Here is an 18256-nt window from a genome sequence, read left to right as displayed (position 1 = left end):
GGGCTGCGGCCTCCTCGTCGAGCGCGCCGCGCGCGAATTCGTTGATCGCACGCTTCATGCCGCGCATTGCGATCGGTGCGTTGCCGGCGAGGATATTGGCCAGCTTGTCGACTTCCTCGTTGAGAAGCTCGGGTGCCACCATGGCGGTGAGATAGCCGATACGCAGCATCTCCGGTGCGCTGATTTTCTGCGCGGTCAGGAACAGCATCTTGGCGTTGTCGACGCCGAGCCGCGTCACATAACGCTTGATGCCGCTGGTGTAGTAGTGAAGACCCAGCCGTGCAGCCGGCATGAACATCTCGGCGGTGTCGGCGCCGATACGGAAGTCGCAGGCGAGCGCAAGGTCGGTCGAGCCGCCATAGACGCCGCCGTTGAGGCGGCAGATCGTGGGCACGCCGAGATCCTCCAGCCGGTCGACCACGACCTCGAACGCCGAGCCCGCGCTCTGCTGCTCCCTGGCGCTCACCGCGCGCTCGGCCACCGAATTGAGATCGTAGCCGGCGGAGAAGGCGCGTCCGGTGCCCGTCAGCACCAGCACGCGGATGGCGGGATCGGCCTCGATCCGGTCGAACAGCCTCAGGAGCTCGCCGAGATCTTCGGCCTGCAACCGGTTGAGATGCCGCGGACGGTTGAGGCGGATGGTGGCACGTGCGCCGTCGATGTCGAGCAGGGGCGTGCTGGCGGTCTCGGCCGCATCCGGCATTGCTGTCTCCATTTACTTGTTTTCGAGCGCCCGGCGTTTGGCTTCGGCATCGATGGTCTCGGCGAGATCGGGATGCCGTGCCATCAGTACGCGGAAATCGACGAGGTCGAGCACGAGCAGCCGCGAGACCTTCATGGTCGTGACGTTTGCGCCGCGCACGTTGTTGCCGAGCAGCGCCATCTCGCCGAAGAACGCGCCTTCGCCGAGCGCCACCTTCTTGCCGGGCAGATCGACTTCGACCTCGCCGGAGGCGATGAAATACATGCAGTCGCCTTGCGCACCCTTCCTGATGATCATGGTGCGGGCCGGCAGGTCCATGGTGCGCAGCATATGGGTGACGTCGGCGATCGCGGACGGTCCGAGAGCGGCAAAGAACGGCACCTTGCTGACGGTCTCCCAGGTCTTGAGGAAATTGTCGCGCCGCGTCTCGGCGGCAAAGCCGGTCGCCAGAATACCGGTCCAGAGGCCGAACACGCCAAGGCCCGAGATCATCACCAATGCGGCCACCATCCGCCCGAGCGGCGTGACCGGCACGACGTCGCCATAGCCGGTCGTCGTCAGCGTTACCACCGCCCACCATAGTGCCGACGGCACGCTGCCGAAGGTCTGGGGCTGTACGTCGCGCTCCAGGAAATATTCAGCAACCGAGGCGAGGAACACCACCATCAGGAAGATCACGAGCACGCTGAGCAGCGGCCCCGATTCCAGCACGAGCACGCGGCGAAGCTGGCGCAGGCCCGGGATGCCCGGCACGACCTTGAGCACCCAGAGCACGCTGAGGAGCCACGCCGTCTTGGGCTCGACGCCAAGCACAAGCGCGACCGGCACGGCGAGCGCCCCGATCGCATCGACCAGCCCGCTCGAGGACAGCACGTAGAGCCCCAGCCGCTGCTGTCTTGCCATGTGGCGCAGTCGGACCAGCCATTCGAACACGAAATAGGCCAGGCACGCCCACAGCAAGGCGTCCACCCAGTGATGCGCGGCTTCGTAGGCCGGGTTGACCGTCAACAGCGTCATGGTCACGACGCCGGCCGCGACCGCGACATAGGCCGCCGTGGTCATGTTCCGGCCGGCCGTCGCGGCCACGAATTTCGCCAGAGCGGGGATCAACGGCTTGGACATACGGAATTGAGGTCCGGTGTTGGCTGGATTAGCCCGTCCCGGTTGGGACTGCCGCGCCAAAGTGCCTGCACCGGCGGGGGCCGTCAACGATAGGACGCTGACAGCTTCATGGGGCCCGCCACGCAAGCCGCAATCACGGGGCCGAAATCGCCGAGACCGTTACTTGAAATGCGGCGGCTCGTCGTAGCCGCGGCGGCTCGAGAAGAACAGCAGCGCCATGAGGCCGACGCCGACGATCACCGAGAAGCCCGCGCCCAGTGCGAGCGCAATGTAGCCTTCGGTCGGAATCGGCTCACCGTCGACCGACATGGCCGAGTAGGCGAAATAGCCGACGCCGGCGAGCATAGCGAGCAGGATGATGACGAGCAGTGCACGCATGGCCGGTCTCCGGTTGCGCGGAGGATCAACGGTTGCAGGTCAAGTCAGTTCCCGGTCGGCGACGCGGTCGCGCGCGCTGGTTCCCCGCGTCAGCATGCAAGGCCAGGCCTCATGCGCTGTGTGCGGTCTTCACCACCACCACGTTGGTGTCGTCATGCGCAGTGGCTTCGCGCCCCGAGGCCTCGCCAGGCTTCTCTGCATCGCCTGCGTGCCTCTCGGCATCGTCCGCGTGCCTCTCGGCATCGCCTGCGTGCCGCTTCAGGTGCTCGCGCCGCATGCCGAGATCGTCGCGGACGAATTCATAGCCAAGCTTGAACGTATCGAGCCCGTCGGTACTGATGGTGCCGTCTCTCAGTCCCACCACGGCTCTGCGCAGGATCGCTTCGAGCTCATCCGCCAGGCACTCGAGCTCATCGAGCGAATGGGCATGCTCGATGCGCTCGCCGACGTCGAGGATGGCGGTGGACAGCTCGCTGGCCTTCTCCGGTGCGATCCTGGTGATCTTGGCGTAGATCGCCGCGAAGATCGAGCCGATGACGCTGAGCGCGCCGGCGCCCAGATACATCATGTCGCTGTATTTATCCATGAACGACTTGGTGTCGTCGTTGATGTAGTCGGCCGCGCCCTGATGCGCCATGACGAAGGCGTCCTTGTCGACGGAGGCCGGCTCGATCCGGGTGGCGAACCCGTTTTCGAGGCCGAGCTCGGATTTGTTCTCGTAGAGGATGCGCGCGAGGTCGCCGGCGGTGGACAACGACATCTTCGACTGCGCGACCAGCAGCCATTCGAGCCCGATCGTGTCTAGATCGTCGTCGGGAATCTCCGGCGCGGCCGACAGCGTGCCCGCCGTCAAGGTCTCCTCGGAAATGCCGGGAATCTTGCGCGTCAGCGCCTTGGCCTCGTCGATGGCGTTCAGTGTGAAGCCGCCGCGCTTGGCGACCTGCTCGTAGGCCTTGTCGCGGACCGCCTTCGAGGCGTGGACGATGGCGATCACCGCGGAATAGCCGCTCGCGGGCGCCAGCAGCTTGTCCAGCGTTACGCCCTGCGGGGCCATCTGCACGCGTGCCGCGGCGTCCGGCGTTTCGGGAACATCGAGAATGCTGCGGACGAAGGCGAGCGACGAGTCGTTCTCGGCGAGCACCGCGACCTTCTTCTTTTTCAATTCCGCGAGCGATTTGACCTTCTTGTTGCCGGGGCCGAGCAGCAGCACCACATCATGCTCGAGGAGGGCGAGCGCGCGCGCCCGCGGCGGCACCTTGCCGTCGGTGCGCAGGATGGCGAGATCGGCCTGCTTGCGGTCGAATTGGGCAATCGCCTTGGCGTTGTCAGGATTGTTGACGATCTTGATCCGGAACCGCGAGGCATTGTTCTTGAGCACGGCGGCGAGCTTGGTGGCGAAGCGTGCCTCGTCGCTGTTGGCGTCACCGACGGCAAAGATCAGGGTCTCCGAATTGCGCAGCATGGCCCGGCCGCCCCAGACGGTGGCCAGCGACAGGATCAAGGTCAGCACGACATAGAGCACGACCTGCTGCTGATTGGTCTTGATGACCTTCGGGCGCGACGGTGGGGACTGTTCGGTCGATGACATCTGGCCTTCGGCACTCATGGCTGGCCTTATTCCGTTGCCAGGTGGCGGCCGGCTTGCCGGCAAAGGCCGCCCGAAAATTCGTAAACGCCTGAAAAAGTACGATAATCCTCTACTTGGGGATGATAGCTCTCCGGCCGCAGAATGCAAATTTCGAGCCGTGGGTAACGTTACTGCGAGGGAGCGCCGGCAATTGGTCCCCATCGTCGTTGGGCCACACCTTGTGATTTTCCGGTTCCTTCCGGGGTGCATTCCGCCGCGAGAGATGTCATAAAAGCGCGATCTCGGCGATTTGGCCGGGCCCAAGAAGAAGTCGCACTGAACGCTCTATTTTTTCTTCCACGTTCAATGAGGGCGTCCAGCTTTGTCGTTTCCACCCATGTCATCGGCGGTTCCGGTCGAAGCGCTCATTGGCTGGATGCTGCTGCTCACCTTCAAGCACATCATCGCCGACTTCGTCCTTCAGACCGCCTGGATGGCGCACGGCAAGGACCAGAAGCACGGCTGGGCTCTGCCGCTCCTGGTGCACTGCCTCGTTCACCTTGCGGTTGCGCTGCCGCTGATCCTGATATTCGCGCCTAAATTCTGGTTCGTCGCCCTGGTTGATTTCGCGATCCACATCACGGTCGATCGGGCCAAGGGGTTGGTCTCGGCCAATTTCGGCGTCAACCAGGAGCATCCCTGGTTCTGGACCTTGATCGGCGTCGACCAGGCGCTGCACCACCTCACCGGTTTTGGGCTGTCGATCTTCATGGCGGCGAACTGAGCCTGCCGGCTTTTGGCCGCGTTCCGATTCGGAAAGGAGGCGCAAGACCCCGGGACACTACCGGCCTGTGTGGTTAACCTTTCGTTAGAGAATTGCGCGGCATCTTCGGCATACGAGGAGAATCGCAATGTTTTCAAGCCGAGACGCCTACGAAAGCGATTTCTGCCCGGTCCGCGACGAGCTCCTTGGCGAGATGTATCGCGCCAGCGAAAGCGGCCTGCCGAGGCTGGTTGAGAGTGTTGCCCCCGAGGCCCGCGCCAGGCTGGCCTTGTTCTGCTATCGCCGCAGCCACCTGCATTCGCTGGCGGTCGCAATTGCCGCAAGCTGCACGGAGCGCGAACTGATCGAGAGCGGCGGGCGCGTCGGCTCGACGCTCTACGCGCTGTCGCGTGAAAACACGACCAAGGCGTCGCCGTCGCCGTCTGGCAACCGCAAGCCGATTACGCTGTCGACCAAACCGCTTTCGGTGCTCGCCCCACTCGAGGACGAACTCGACGACGATCTCGCTGAAGCGGTTCCGGCTTAAGTTCTTTGTTGGCGCATGATCTCTGCGCAAACGCGTGCCGCGTTTGTCGCGAGGGAAAACCGCTGCACGCTTTGCGCTGACGCGGGCCCTTCGGGTCCGGATCATACGCTGACCTCGATCACCGGCAGTCCGAACTTCCGCCGCGCCATCGCGCATTCGGCATCGCCCGGCATGCAGGTACGGCACACCTCCGGCCGCACGGCATAGATGCCGCAGGCGGTCGCATCGCCGATCTTCCCTTTCAGTGCCGAACAACGATCGCCGTCGCAGCGCATGCCCGATTGCCGCTCGTTGACGAAGGCTTGCGGGATAGCTGCGAGCTCCGCCTCGCTCTCCATCGAGAAGCGCGGCCAGTTCGCCGAATAGGCGCAGCAGGCGCCGCAAGCCTGGCAGAGCTGCGACAGGTCGATCGCGGAATTCTGGTCCATGTCGCTCAATTGTCCTTCGGCTGCCCCCAGACCAGGCTCTGCCGCCACTTGGCGCGCAGCACGTCGCGCCGCTCCGGATATCTCTCGTCGAGATAGGTCGCATCCACCACACGGTCGGTGCGGAAGCTGCGGAAATCGCTGCGCAGCTCGCACCAGGCTGCGAGCAGCCGCACGGCCTCGAGATAGCCGACCGCAATCGGCCAGATCGTGCGCTGGCTGTCGCGGCCCTGCTCGTCGCGATAGCGCAGGGTGATCTTCTTGCCCTCATGAATTTGCGTGCGCGTGCGCACCATGTCCATGCGGTCGGGTTCACGATTCCAGCTCGGCCGCGCGCGGCTTGCCGGCTCCAGCACGAAGGGACGCAGGCGCTCGGGCACGGTGTCGGCGATCTTCGCCATCAGATCTTCGGCGGCGCGCGCCAGCGCCGTGTCAGCGTGGCCGGCAACCCATTGCGCTCCCAGCACCGCCGCTTCGATCTCGTCGGGTGTCAGCATCAAAGGCGGCAGGTCAAAGCCCTTTTCGAGGATGTAGCCCATGCCGGCCTCGCCGCGGATCGGAACACGCTGGCCGATCAGCGTTGCGATGTCCCGATAGACGGTACGCTTGGAGGTCTCGAGCTCGGCCGCGATCGCGTCTGCCGTCTGTGGTTTGCGGCTGCGTCGGAGTACCTGGATGATCTGAAACAGCCGGTCGGCACGTCTCATGACACGTCTTCCGATTTGGCGCCGTTTAAAATCCGACGCGCGGATGCTGACAGGATGTTGGCAGCAGGGGAGTTCTATACCGGGACAACACTTCGAATGAAGAGGATTTGTCCATGATGCTCCCCACCACCTTCAGCCAGGCGAGCCCGCTGTGGCGGGTGCAGGCCTTGCTGCAAACCTTCACTCTTGGCCGTCTCGGCGCGTTCGATCTCATGTTCGTCGACCTTCGTCTCGCGATCGTCGCTCTGATCGCGCGCTCGCTATTCGGGGCTGCGGAAGCCGTGGTTCGCCACGTCATGGGCCGCGCCTGGCAGGGGGCCCGTTTCGCGCAGCATATCACGGCTGCTGCCACCATGGTGGCAGCAGCCAGTCGTTAGGTTCCAACAACTCTTTCGGGGGATCAGGAGCAATTTGCATGATCACGCTTTACGGCTTTGGCGTCGGCTTCGGCCTGCCGGAAATCAGCCCCTTCGTCACCAAGACGGAGGTGCAGTTGAAAATGGCAGGACTGCCCTATCGGAAGGAGCGGGCGATGCCGCCCGCTTCGCCCAAGGGGCAGCTGCCGTTCATTGACGATGACGGCGAAGCGGTCGCCGATTCCACCTTCATTCGGGCGCATATCGAGCGCCGCTATGGTTTCGACTTCGACGCCGGCCTGTCGTTGCAGGAACGCGCGCAGGCCTGGGCCTTCGAGCGCATGATCGAGCATCACGTCTATTGGGGGCTGGTCGGCGCGCGCTGGGTGGACCCGGTCAATTTCGCCAAGGGCCCTGCGCATTTCTTCGACGGCGCGCCGGAGCACAACCGCGAGAAGCTGCGCGAGGACGCGCAATTCCGCGTCGCCGAGAACTACCTGCTGTCGGGTCTCGGTCGGCATGCACCCGATGACGACGTCGATCTCGCCGTGCGCTCGCTGTTCGCGCTGTCCGTGCAGCTCGGCGACAAGGCCTATCTGATGGGCAACAGGTCTTCAGGCGTCGACGCCACGGCCTTCGGCGCGCTCGGCGGAATCCTGACGCCGTTCTTCGAATCCAAGCTGCGCGAGCGGGCGGAAGAGTTTCCGAACCTCACCGCCTATGTCGACCGCATGATGGATCAGTACTATCCGGATTTCGCATGGACGAAGCTGCGGGAGGCGGCGTAGCGCATGTAGGTCAAAGTGCTTCCGCAGACGCGGGAGAGGGAGCGCACCGGCATCGCGTTTGCAGTCGATCTCTACGGCAACGTGAGAAAAGAAAAGAGCCGACCCTTTGGGGGCCGGCTCTGGTCGCGTTCGAATGATCGCTGCTCTCACTTCACCAGCTTGTACTTGCCGTTCGTCACCGTGAGCAGGATGCGCGAGCGCTCGTCGAGGCCGTAGCGATCCTTTTCGGTGAAGTTGTAGACGCCCTGGCTTGCGGCCAATTCCTTCTCCGACAGCATGGCCTGGCGGATCGCCTCGCGGAATTCCGGCGTGCCGGGCTTGGCGGTTTTCAGCGCCGTCGGAATGATGCGCTTCAGGAGCTCGAACGCATCGTAGGAGTGGCCGGCGAACTGGCTGCGGCTGTTCGGGCCATACTTCGCTTCATAGGCGGTGTTGAGTGCAAGGCCCGGCTTCTTGGTCTGCGCTTCGTCCGGCTGGTCTTCCGGATCCATCACGGGTCCTGAAGCCATCAGCACGCCTTCCGCCGCCTTGCCGGCGATGCGGATGAAGTCCATGCTCGCCGCACCATGGGTCTGGTAGATCAGGCCCTGATAGCCGCGCTCACGCAGCTCGGTCTGCGGCAGTGCCGCCGCGGTGCCGGACGCGCCGACCAGGATCGCGTCGGGATTGGCGGCGACGAGCTTCAGCACCTGTCCGGTCACAGACGTATCGGGACGGGCGAATCGCTCCTCGTCCGCGATGGTCATGCCCATCGGCCCGGTCTGCGCCTTCAGGTCGTTGAACCAGAGGTCGCCATAGGAGTCTGAATAGCCGATATAGCCGATCGTCTTCACGCCCTTGGCCTTCATGTGGTCGTACAGCACCTTGCCCACGATCGGGATCGGCTGCGGCATCGCGACCGACCACTTCATGCGCTCGGGGGTGATCGGGAAGGGGGCGAGGCCGAAATGCGGAATGCCGGCTTCGTTCGCGACGTTGGAGACAGCGATCGTCGGCGGCGTGAGCGCCGAGCCCATGATGATGTCAGCCTTGGATTCCGTGACGAAGCGGCGCGCGTTGGTGGTCGCGGTGGTCGGATCGCCGCCGTCATCGAGCACGATCACCTTCAGCGGCACGCCGGCGATTTCCTTCGGCACGAACTCCAGTGCGTTACGCTCGGGAATGCCGAGCGCCGCGCCCGGGCCGGTCGTGGTGGTGGTGATGCCGATGGTGATTTCGTTGGTCTGGGCCATCGCGGGCAGTGCTGGCAGGGCCAGTGTCGCCGCCGCAATAGCGGCGCTCAGGTAAAAGCGTTTCATCTATTCCTCCCTTAAGGTGCGCCTTTGAAAGCAGACTTTGTGATCGAATTCAGCCCCGTCTTTGGGCGGTGCGGCGATTTAGCTCCAGAAATCTAACCCACGAATTTGGCCACCATTTCCGGCGGAAACGGTGCGGATTTCAGCTTGTCGGGATTGGCTGGGTCGCGGCCGACGAGGACGCGGGTCTCGAAGGCCTCGATCGCCAGGGCCTCGCCCTTGTACACGTTGTGCTTCACCTCGAAGCTCGAGCGCTTGATGCTCTCGATCTTCGTCTCGATGGTGATCCAGTCGCCATGGGTCGACGGGATGTAGAACTTCGCCCGCGTGTCGACCATCGGAATGCCGACCAGTCCGTATTTGTGGACCAGGTCCTGTTTCGAGAAGCCGGCCTTCTCGAACAGGACCGAGGTCGAATCGTCGAACATCGAGAAGTAGCGCGGGTAATAGACGATGTTGGCGGGGTCGCAGTCGCCCCACTGGATCTGGACGTCGCGCCGATGAACGAACATGTGTGACGGCTCTACTTGGGCGCCATGCGCAGCGAGCCGTCGAGCCGAACCACCTCGCCGTTGAGATACGCATTCTCGACCATGTGCAGCGCGAGCGACGCGAACTCGTCGGCGTTGCCGAGCCGGCGCGGGAACGGGATCGCGGCGGCGAGCGAGTCCTGGGCCTCCTGCGGCAGGTTGGCGAGCAGCGGGGTGAGGAACAGGCCGGGTGCGATGGTTAGCACGCGGACGCCGAACTGTGCGAGTTCGCGTGCGATCGGCAGCGTCATGCCGACGATACCGCCCTTGGACGCCGAATAGGCGGACTGGCCAATCTGGCCGTCATAGGCCGCGACGGAAGCGGTGTTGATGATGACGCCGCGCTCGCCGCTCGCCTGCGGCTCGAGCTTGGACATCTCGGTGGCGGCAAGACGCAGCATGTTGAAGGTGCCGATCAGGTTGACCTTGATCACCTTGTCGAAATCGGCAAGCGCCATCGGACCATCGCGGCCGACCACGCGTTTGGCAACGCCGATGCCGGCGCAGTTGACGAGCACGCGGGCCGGGCCGTGGGCCTTGGTGGCTGCCGCGATCGCGGCTTCGGCCGAGGCGGCGTCGGAAACGTCGCACGTCACGGCCACGCCCTTGATCTCTGCCGCGACGGTTTCGGCGAGCTTGGTGTTGAGGTCGCAGACCGCGACCTTGGCGCCCTGCGCCGCCAGCTTGCGTGCGGTCGCCGCACCCAGTCCCGATGCACCGCCGGTGACGATGGCTGCCTGATCCTTCAACAACATGGCGTTCTCCTTTGGCGGATTGTTTCTAGGCGACCGATATCACACGGTCCGATGGATTTGCAGCATAGAGCTCGTCAATCAGTGCGGTGCGATGCTCGAGCACGGCGCGCTGGTTGATCGAGCCTTTGTCGGTAACCTCGCCCTTGTCGATCGAGAGCGGCATGTCCAGAAGGATCGCGCGGGTGATCCTGGTCGAGGAACCGGTGGCCGAGCCGAGGAACTGGGTGAGGCGCTCGCGGAACGCCTCGCGGACCAGGCGGTCGCGTGCGGTGACGACGAGATCGTCGGCCGGTAGTGTCGGGTTGATCAGGCGGCAGCCATCGAGATCGAGCACCACGAGCGCGGAAATCTCGTCGCGGTTGATGCCGGCGATGATGACGTCGCGCACCAGCGGCGCGCAGGCCGCTGTGAGGCGCGCGCGCAACGGGCCGACGCTGACCCAGGTGCCGCTCGCGAGCTTGAAGTCCTCGCTGACGCGGCCGTCGAAGTCGAAGCCGGCATTGAGATCATTAGGGTTGGCGGGCTTCAGCGCATCGCCGAGCTTGTAAAAGCCTTCCTCGTCGAAGGATTTTGCCGTGACTTCGGGCTGGCGCCAGTAGCCGGGCATGACGTTCGGGCCCTTGCAGCGGACTTCCAGCTTGCCGTTATTGGGCACGAGCTTGGCATCATTGCCGGAGACGGGCAGGCCGACATGGCCGGAGCGGCTGGTGCGTGGATTGACCGACATGAAGAACGGCGCGGTCTCGGTAGCTCCCAGGCCCGTCAGCATCGGGATGCGATAGCCCTTCTCCTTCACCGCGAGCTCGTCGAGGCTGTCCCAGACGAAGGGCGAGAGCGCCGCGCCCGAGAAGAACATCGCATGCAGGCGGTCGAAGAACTTTGCGCGCAGGCCCTGGTCGTCGCGCAGATAGGGCAGCAGCGATTCGTAACCTTTGGGGACGTTGAAATAGACCGTCGGCGAAATCTCCTGGAGATTGCGCACGGTCTCCTCGATGCCGCCGGGCACCGGCTTGCCGGCATCGAGATACATCGAGCCGCCGTTATAGAGCGTCAGGCCGATATTGTGGTTGCCGCCAAAGGTGTGATTCCAGGGTAGCCAGTCGATGATGACCGGCGGTTCGTCCTTCAGGAACGCCAGCGTCTCGCGCAGCATCACCTGGTTGGCGCAGATCATGCGCTGGGTGTTGATGACGGCCTTGGGATTGCCGGTCGAGCCCGACGTCAGCAGGAATTTTGCGATCGTGTCCGGGCCGATTCTCCCATGCAGCTCGTCGAGCGCGGGATGGATCGGCGTCGCCATGAGGTCGGCGAGCAGGGTGACGTCGCGCCCCGGCACCGTGCCGTAGGACGCAGCGATCTCGGTGCCGAGCGAGACGTTGGTAGCAAGCGCGTCCGCGAACTTGTCGGCGTCCTCGGCAAATACGAGGCCCGGCGTCAACAGCTTCATGAGATAAGAGAGCTTGCCGTAGTCCTTCGAGACCAGCGAATAGGCCGGCGATACCGGGCAGAAGGGCACGCCGGCGTAGTACGCGCCGAAGGCGAGCAGCGCATGGTCGATCGAATTGCCGGAGAGGATGACGACCGGCTTCTCCGCCGACAAGCCACGCTGGATCAGGCCGGAGGCGATGTGCCGGCTCGCGGTGAGGAGCTCGGCATAGGTGATCTTGCGCCAGCCCCGGCCGCCTTCGCGCTCGGCCATGAAGACGCGGTCCGGTGTCGTCTTCGCCCAATGATGCAGGCGGTCGGTGATACGCACCGGATAGTCGCCGAGCGGCTGTTTTGGCCGCAGGTAAATCGTGCCGTCATCGCGCCGCTCGATGTTGACGACGGGATCGCCGAACGAGATCGGCCGCAGCGGGGAGGTGCTCGCGCCGCGCTCCGTGGTGGAAGAGGACGGCTGTGCGCTCATGACTTGGGCTTCACCTTGGCGGTCTTGTGCTCGAGGAACTCGCGGATCCGGCGCTTGGCTTCCTTGTCGCTCTGGGCAACCGTCGCCATCAGCGATTCCATCAAGAGGCCGGTCTGCGGATTGGCCTCGGCGATCATCGGGAGCGCCTGGAGCACGGCGAAAGTCGTCAGCGGCGCATTGGAGGCGATGCGCGCGGCGAGTTCGAGCGACTTCGTCAGCGAGCCGCCTTCCTCGGTCAGATATTGCGCAAAACCGTAGGAGGCGCCTTCGGTCGCCGAATAGACGCGGCCGGTCAGCATCATGTCCATCATTCGCGCGACGCCAATCAGCCGCGGCAGCCGCACCGAGCCGCCGCCGCCGACGAAGATGCCGCGCTGGCCCTCCGGCAGTGCGTAATAGGTCGAGGGCTCGGCAACGCGGATATGCGCGGCGCAGGCCAGTTCCAGCCCGCCGCCGATCACGGCGCCCTTCAGCGCCGCGATCACGGGCACCCGGCTGTACTGGATGCGGTCGAACACCCGGTGCCACATCTGGGAGTGCAGGAGGCCGCCGGTGGCGTCGTGGTCGGTCAGCTCGGACAGATCGAGGCCGGAGGAGAAATGGTCGCCAATGCCATGGATGACAACCGCGCCGATGTCATCCGGCAGCGTCGCAAAGCAGTTGCTGATCTCGTGAATGATGCCGTCATTGAGCGCATTGCGCTTGGCAGGCCGGTTCAGACCCACGGTCAAGACCTTGTCCGCCCGCTCGATCTTGAGCAGCGCATCAGGTCCCGCGGCTGCGGTATCGGCGTTTCCCTGTGTCATTTGCGTCCTTTTCAGAATAGTTATGTTGTATAACGAATTTCGAGGGAGTCAATATGGAAGGGCGGCCGTGGGCGGACCGGAGGTCAGGGGCGGTAACGAGGCGCCCCATTCTCGCCGTCGTCCCGGGCGAAGGCCGGGACCCCCGCGCGAGCGCTTGCGCTCGTCGAGATAACCCCAGGGAGACGTTTGGCGAAGGCTCGCGGCCCGAGTTTCCCCCAACAACTCTATCCTGGGGTTATGGGTCCCGGGCTCGCCACTTTGTCGGCCCCGGGACGACCAGCGGAGTGTGAGGCGCTGCCGTTGCAATATCGTCGTCATTGCGAGCGCAGCAAAGCAATCCAGGGTCTTTCCGCGGAGGGATTCGGGATTGCTTCGTGGCTTCGCTCCTCACAATGACGAGGGGGCCGAATTGGGATCCAGTTGCAGCGCTCGCGAAAAAACCTCACATCACCTGATGCACGTCGATCACCACGCGGTCTGCGTGCCGCGCGGCTGAGGCCACGAAGATGTGCTGCATCAGCCAGCGGTAATTGTCGTGCCCGGTCTCGAACTTCGGTACGGTGCGGAAGTAGATCAGGTCGGGGTCGACGGGCTCGCCGCGCTTGAGCTTCTGCAGCAGGTCCACCGGGCCGAAGCGGATGCCCTTGTTCTCGACATAGACGGTGGCGCCGTCGTCGGTTTCGAAGGCGTATTTGGCCTCGAGGTCGATCAGCTCGCTCGGACGGATGATCTGGAAGTCGGCGCCGAACGGCAAGACCCTGCCGTTGATCGCGCCCCGTACCTCGCCGCCGATGATCGGGATGATGCGGCGGACACCCGTGCCGGTCTCGCCCGCGGTGACGACGTCACCGATACGGGCGGTGATGGTGAAGACGTATTTCGTCTCGAGCTTGGGCGTGGTCATCACGCCACCCCTAATGTGCCATCATCCGCGTCGGCAGCCAGGTCGCCAGCAGCGGAAAGGCGATCAGGATCACCAACCGCACCAGGTCAGTGGCCACGAACGGGATCACGCCCTTGAAGATGGTGGAGAAGGACACGTCCTTCACCACGCTCTTGATGACGAAGACATTCATGCCGACCGGCGGGTGGATCAGGCCGAGTTCGACGGTCATGACGATGATGACGCCGAACCAGATCGGATCAAAACCAAGGTGCGTGATCACGGGGAAGATGATCGGCACCGTCAGGATAATCATTGCCATGGCGTCCATCAGGCAGCCGAGCACGAGATACATCACCATGATCAGCGCCAGCACGCCGTAAGAGCCGAGGCCGAGACCGGTGAGGAATTCCGTCACCTTCTGCGGGGTCTGCGTCACCGTCAGGAAGTAGCCGAAGATCAGCGCGCCGATCAGCACGGTGAACACCGCGGCCGCGGTGCGCGTTGCCTGCAGGAGCGAGGCCAGAATCTTCTCGCGATCGAGCCGCCCCGTGAGCACGCCGATGATGAAGGCGCCGGTGGCGCCGACGCCGCCGGCTTCGGTCGGCGTGAAGCGGGGCAGGAATGGCAGGCCGTAGAGGCCGCCGATCACGAACACGAACAACAGGACCGGGGCCCAGATGTCCTTGAGGCCCGCGAAGCGCTCGTTCCACGGCAGCTTCTTGCCCTTGGGCAAAAAGTCCGGACGGACGTATCCGATCAGGCCGATGGTGATCATGTACATGCTCATCGCGAGCAGGCCCGGGATGATGCCGGCGATGAAGAGTTTTCCGATGTCCTGCTCGGTGATGATGCCGTAGACCGCGAGCACGGTGGAGGGTGGCAGCATCGCACCCAACGTGCCGCCCGCCGCGATCACGCCGGTGGCAAAGGATTGCGGATAGCCGAAACGGCGCATCTCCGGATATGCGACGGCGGAGAAGGTCGCCGCGGTTGCGACGGAGGAGCCGCAGATCGCGGCAAAGCCGCCGCAGGCGCCGACGGTTGCGATGCCGAGCCCGCCGCGCAAATGGCCGACAAAGCCGTTGGCGGCGCGGAACAGTTCGCGGCTCATGCCGGAATTGCTGACGAAGGAGCCCATCAGCAAGAACATCGGGATGACGCCAAAAGTGTAGTCGGTGACCGTGCGCATCGAGGTCTGGCCGACGAGCTTGAGCGCCGGCGTGGCGCCGACGAGGTAGGAGAAGCCGGACACGCCGACGAGGCCCATGGCCATGCCGACGGGCACGCGCAGCAGCATCAGGGCGAACAGGGAAACGAAGCCGATTACGGCAACGGCGTCGGTGCTCATGATTACTCCGTCGCCTTCAGCTTGGGATCGTGCATTTCTTCGGGATGGAAGATCAGCCGGTAGGTGCGGATCGCGATCAGCAGCACCGCCGAGACATCGCCGATCCAGGCGATCGCGAAGAACGGCCAGGTCGGCATGTGCATATCGAAGGTCTGCACATTGTCGTTGTAAGTGCCGCGAACCTTGTCGAACAGCGTCCAGGTCTGCACGGTGACGACGAACAGCAGCACTAGGGTTGCGAACACGTCGATCCAGCGTTGATAGCGCGGGCTTGAATTGGCCCAGATCAGGTCGACCGTGATGTGCGTGCCGCGATAGGAAGTCGCGGCGATACCCCAGAAGATCAGGATGCCGAGCAGCATGCGGCCAATGTCGAAGGAATCGGGGATCGAATAGTTCAGCGTGTTGCGCAGCAGAACCGAAACGAAAATGTCGAGCGCGACGAGGCCGACGAAGCCGGCCGCGATCCATTCGATCGTATCGATAAAGCGATCCATCCAGGCGCGCTTCATGGGGAGGAATCCTATTCAAGAGTCAGGCGTGCCGCTGCTGTAGCCGCGACCGAACTGCTTCCTCCCCCGCAAAGCGGGAGAGGTACAGCGAGTTCGCGGCGATAGCTTGCCGTCACTCCGCCAGCGCGTTGTATTTCTTCAGCGAGGCCTTCAGCTCGGTGAGCGCTGCGTCCGGATCAGTGCCGGTCTTCTTCACGCCCTCGCCCCAGGTCTTGACCAGTGGCTCGGCGGCCTTCTTCCAGGACGCGGTCTGCTCCGGATTCAGCTTGTAGACCTCGTGACCTTCTTCTGCCTTGATCTTGTCGATGCCGGCATCCTCGAACTTGCCCCAGTGCTCGCCGACCACGCCGGCCATCTCGGTCGTGCAGTTCTTGTCGATCGCCGCCTTCTGCTTGTCGGACATCGCGTTGTACTTGTCCTTGTTCATCACAAAGGCGAACGTCGTGACATAGAGCGGCGCGTCCATGTGATACTTCGTCACCTTGTCGATGCCGAACAGCAACATCGAGCCCCAGGGGAAGGTGACGCCGTCGGCGACGCCGCGCTCGATGATGTCGCGCACTTCGGGCGCGGACGACTGCACATTGGTGCCGCCGAGCGAAGTGACGAAATTCGCCATGGTGGCGTGGGCGGGGCGGATCTTCAGGCCCTTCACGTCCTCCGGCACCACGATCTTCTTGGTGCGGGAGTGGAAGGAGGAGGGCGAGTGGACGAAGGCGAGACAGAATTTGACGTCCTTCATCTCCTTCTCGGCATATTTGCGGTACCAGGCATCGAGCCCCATCGAGCCGCCCTTGGCGTCCGAGACCAGAAACGGCAGTTCGCCGGCACCGATGATCGGGAAGCGGCCGGGCTGGTAGCCGGGATTGACGTAGGTGACGTCGGCGATGCCGTCGCGCGCCATGTCGTAATGATCGAACGCCTTGCCGAGCTGCTGCGCCGGGAACACCTTGCTCTTGATGGTGCCGCCGGAGTCCTTCTCCACCGCGGCTGCCCAGTCCTCCAGCGATTTCTGGAGCGGATGCGAGGCCGGCACCCAGTGCGAGATCTTCAGGTCGAAATTCTTGTCCTGCGCGAAGGCAGGCGACACGCTTGCTGCCAGCAGCAACGCCAGACAGGCTTTCCTCATCGCTCGTCTCTCCCTGTTCTTGACCGCAGGCTGCTTCGGCCCGGTCTCGTTAGTTAACATGTTATATAATTGGATCGCGCGTTCAAGCCGGAAGTGGCAGCGCTGCTGCTTTCGTCTCGCGGAAAGCCGTCACCCGGATATCGCGCTGCGGCGAATGGCACTCCCCTTTGCTCAAACGTTATATGTTATAATTATCGCGCGCGGACGACGGCGACAAGCAAGCTCGCGCCGCACCCTACAGGATCGGAAGGAGCAAGTATTGCGGACAAAAGTCGCAATCATCGGTGCTGGGCCGGCGGGACTGCTGCTTGGCCAATTGCTGCACAGCTATGGCATCGACAATGTCATTCTCGAGCGGCAGAGCCCCGACTACGTGCTCGGGCGCATCCGCGCCGGCCTTCTCGAAGAGGGAACCGTCGCGCTGCTCGACGAAGTCGGTGCGGGAGGGCGCGCGCATGCCGAAGGCCTCTTGCATGAGGGCATCGAGCTTGCCTTTTCCGGCCGTCGTCACCGTATCGACATGAAGGCTGCGACCGGTAAGACGGTCATGATCTATGGCCAGACCGAGGTGACGCTCGATCTGATGAATGCGCGGAAAGCGACAGGGTTGACGTCGGTCTACGAGGCCAAGGACGTGCAGCCGCACGATTTCGACGGCAGTCACCCGCGCGTAACCTACGTCAAGGATGGTGTCAGTCACGAGATTTTCTGCGACTTCATCGCCGGCTGCGATGGTTTCCACGGCGTCAGCCGCGCCAGCGTCAAGCCGTCGGCGATCGAGGAGTTCGAGCGGATCTATCCGTTCGGCTGGCTCGGCATCCTCTCGGATACGCCGCCAGTCAGTCATGAGTTGATCTATTCCAACCACGCCCGGGGCTTTGCGCTCTGCACCATGCGCTCGACCAAGCGCAGCCGGCATTATGTCCAGTGCTCGCTCGACGATCACGTCGACCAGTGGCCGGATGATCGCTTCTGGGACGAGTTGAAGCGCCGCATCGACCAGGAGGCGGCGGACACCCTCGTCACCGGGCCCTCGATCGAGAAGAGCATTGCGCCCCTGCGCAGCTTCGTCGCCGAACCGATGCGCTTTGGCCGGATGTTCCTGTGCGGCGATGCCGCACACATCGTGCCGCCAACCGGCGCCAAGGGACTGAACCTCGCGGCGTCAGATGCGCACTACCTCGCAACCGCGCTCCGCGAATATTACGACGAGAAATCGAGCGCGGGCATCGACGCCTATTCCGCGACAGCGCTGGCGCGGGTCTGGAAGGCCGTGCGCTTCTCGTGGTGGATGACCTCGATGCTGCACAAGTTCCCCGACACCGGCACCATCGGCGCGCGCATCCAGCTCGCCGAGCTCGACTACGTCACGCAGTCGCAGGCCGCGATGACGTCGTTGTCGGAGAACTATGTGGGGCTGCCGTTTTAGTCACAGTTTGTAGGGTGGGCAAAGCGACTTGTCCGCCGTAGCTCGAAGAGCGAAGGCGGAAGCGTGCCCACCTCTTCTGTCGCAATCGCGGAGAGATGGTGGGCACGGCGCGATGCGCCTTTGCCCACCCTACGCATCGAAGGCTGCTTCCACATCGTCATTGCGCGCGCAGCGAAGCAATCCAGACCGCTCCGTGGAAAGATTCTGGATTGCGTCGTCGCTGCGCTCCTCGCAATGACAGGGGCGTCCGTTTCAAACGCCCGCGCAAATGTCGTTTAAAACTTTGTAGGTGATGCATCCG

At 63.7% G+C, this 18256-nt stretch carries 20 protein-coding genes; 5 read left to right on the top strand and 15 right to left on the bottom strand.

The features are described 5' to 3' along the window. The 4 genes from SO156_RS23875 to SO156_RS23860 all read right to left on the bottom strand — a co-directional run. Window positions 1–703, bottom strand: a 703-nt coding sequence (locus tag SO156_RS23875; protein ID WP_498536451.1) for an enoyl-CoA hydratase/isomerase family protein, incomplete at its 3' end; no start/stop codon positions are given. Between the two features lie 12 nt (window positions 704–715). Beyond that, a complete protein-coding gene (locus tag SO156_RS23870; RefSeq protein WP_458145644.1) occupies window positions 716–1825 on the bottom strand; it encodes a cyclic nucleotide-gated ion channel in 1110 nt (369 codons plus the stop codon). A gap of 159 nt (window positions 1826–1984) precedes the next feature. Then, complete coding sequence (locus tag SO156_RS23865) at window positions 1985–2203, bottom strand: hypothetical protein (protein ID WP_458145645.1); 219 nt, start codon at window positions 2201–2203, stop codon at window positions 1985–1987. Between the two features lie 109 nt (window positions 2204–2312). Next, window positions 2313–3809 (bottom strand): TAXI family TRAP transporter solute-binding subunit, encoded by a 1497-nt coding sequence (locus tag SO156_RS23860; protein ID WP_498536450.1) that lies wholly within the window; start codon window positions 3807–3809, stop codon window positions 2313–2315. A 397-nt stretch (window positions 3810–4206) separates the two neighbouring features. On the opposite strand from SO156_RS23860, the gene SO156_RS23855 reads away from it, so the two are divergent. Both SO156_RS23855 and SO156_RS23850 read left to right on the top strand, forming a co-directional pair. Continuing rightward, window positions 4207–4554: a DUF3307 domain-containing protein gene (locus SO156_RS23855; RefSeq protein ID WP_458145743.1), complete on the top strand. Its 348-nt coding sequence runs from the start codon at window positions 4207–4209 to the stop codon at window positions 4552–4554. A gap of 127 nt (window positions 4555–4681) precedes the next feature. Beyond that, on the top strand, window positions 4682–5080 hold the full coding sequence (locus tag SO156_RS23850; protein ID WP_458145647.1) for a hypothetical protein: 399 nt from the start codon (window positions 4682–4684) through the stop codon (window positions 5078–5080). A 101-nt stretch (window positions 5081–5181) separates the two neighbouring features. Here SO156_RS23850 and SO156_RS23845 read toward each other — a convergent pair whose 3' ends face one another. Both SO156_RS23845 and SO156_RS23840 read right to left on the bottom strand, forming a co-directional pair. After that, window positions 5182–5508 (bottom strand): YkgJ family cysteine cluster protein, encoded by a 327-nt coding sequence (locus SO156_RS23845; protein ID WP_458145648.1) that lies wholly within the window; start codon window positions 5506–5508, stop codon window positions 5182–5184. Window positions 5509–5513: 5 nt separating this feature from the next. Next, entirely contained in the window at window positions 5514–6212 is a 699-nt protein-coding gene (locus tag SO156_RS23840; RefSeq protein ID WP_498536449.1) for a helix-turn-helix transcriptional regulator, read from the bottom strand. A 113-nt stretch (window positions 6213–6325) separates the two neighbouring features. Between SO156_RS23840 and SO156_RS23835 the strand changes: the two genes are divergently transcribed. Both SO156_RS23835 and SO156_RS23830 read left to right on the top strand, forming a co-directional pair. Continuing rightward, a complete protein-coding gene (locus tag SO156_RS23835) occupies window positions 6326–6589 on the top strand; it encodes a hypothetical protein (RefSeq protein ID WP_458145650.1) in 264 nt (87 codons plus the stop codon). Window positions 6590–6627: 38 nt separating this feature from the next. Continuing rightward, window positions 6628–7356: a glutathione S-transferase family protein gene (locus SO156_RS23830; RefSeq protein WP_498536448.1), complete on the top strand. Its 729-nt coding sequence runs from the start codon at window positions 6628–6630 to the stop codon at window positions 7354–7356. Between the two features lie 146 nt (window positions 7357–7502). Here the strand turns inward: SO156_RS23830 and SO156_RS23825 are convergent, their stop codons facing one another. The 9 genes from SO156_RS23825 to SO156_RS23785 all read right to left on the bottom strand — a co-directional run bounded on the left by SO156_RS23825 (window position 7503) and on the right by SO156_RS23785 (window position 16526). Next, a complete protein-coding gene (locus SO156_RS23825) occupies window positions 7503–8654 on the bottom strand; it encodes an ABC transporter substrate-binding protein (RefSeq protein ID WP_498536447.1) in 1152 nt (383 codons plus the stop codon). A 92-nt stretch (window positions 8655–8746) separates the two neighbouring features. Beyond that, the gene (locus tag SO156_RS23820; RefSeq protein ID WP_498536446.1) at window positions 8747–9163 is read right to left on the bottom strand and encodes an acyl-CoA thioesterase; all 417 of its coding nucleotides are present in this window, start codon (window positions 9161–9163) and stop codon (window positions 8747–8749) included. An 11-nt stretch (window positions 9164–9174) separates the two neighbouring features. Beyond that, window positions 9175–9936 (bottom strand): SDR family NAD(P)-dependent oxidoreductase, encoded by a 762-nt coding sequence (locus SO156_RS23815; protein WP_458145654.1) that lies wholly within the window; start codon window positions 9934–9936, stop codon window positions 9175–9177. Window positions 9937–9961: 25 nt separating this feature from the next. Beyond that, window positions 9962–11845 (bottom strand): feruloyl-CoA synthase, encoded by a 1884-nt coding sequence (locus SO156_RS23810; protein ID WP_498536445.1) that lies wholly within the window; start codon window positions 11843–11845, stop codon window positions 9962–9964. Beyond that, complete coding sequence (locus SO156_RS23805; RefSeq protein WP_498536444.1) at window positions 11842–12651, bottom strand: crotonase/enoyl-CoA hydratase family protein; 810 nt, start codon at window positions 12649–12651, stop codon at window positions 11842–11844. The genes SO156_RS23810 and SO156_RS23805 overlap by 4 nt, the downstream gene beginning before the upstream one ends. A 442-nt stretch (window positions 12652–13093) precedes the next feature. Further along, a complete protein-coding gene (locus SO156_RS23800; protein ID WP_498536443.1) occupies window positions 13094–13555 on the bottom strand; it encodes a DUF3237 domain-containing protein in 462 nt (153 codons plus the stop codon). 10 nt (window positions 13556–13565) lie between these two features. Further along, window positions 13566–14885 carry a TRAP transporter large permease gene (locus SO156_RS23795; protein WP_458145658.1) on the bottom strand — a complete coding sequence of 440 codons (1320 nt, stop codon included), beginning with the start codon at window positions 14883–14885 and terminating at the stop codon, window positions 13566–13568. A gap of 2 nt (window positions 14886–14887) precedes the next feature. After that, entirely contained in the window at window positions 14888–15397 is a 510-nt protein-coding gene (locus tag SO156_RS23790; protein WP_027521323.1) for a TRAP transporter small permease, read from the bottom strand. A 112-nt stretch (window positions 15398–15509) separates the two neighbouring features. Then, window positions 15510–16526 (bottom strand): TRAP transporter substrate-binding protein, encoded by a 1017-nt coding sequence (locus SO156_RS23785; protein ID WP_498536442.1) that lies wholly within the window; start codon window positions 16524–16526, stop codon window positions 15510–15512. A gap of 259 nt (window positions 16527–16785) precedes the next feature. Here SO156_RS23785 and pobA point away from each other — a divergent pair, with 259 nt between their 5' ends. Beyond that, a complete protein-coding gene (gene pobA / locus SO156_RS23780) occupies window positions 16786–17955 on the top strand; it encodes a 4-hydroxybenzoate 3-monooxygenase (protein ID WP_458145660.1) in 1170 nt (389 codons plus the stop codon). Window positions 17956–18256: the final 301 nt, after the last annotated feature.

The sequence above is a fragment of the Bradyrhizobium sp. UFLA05-125 genome (assembly GCF_059803515.1).
This window is presented reverse-complemented; position numbering and strand designations above follow the sequence as displayed.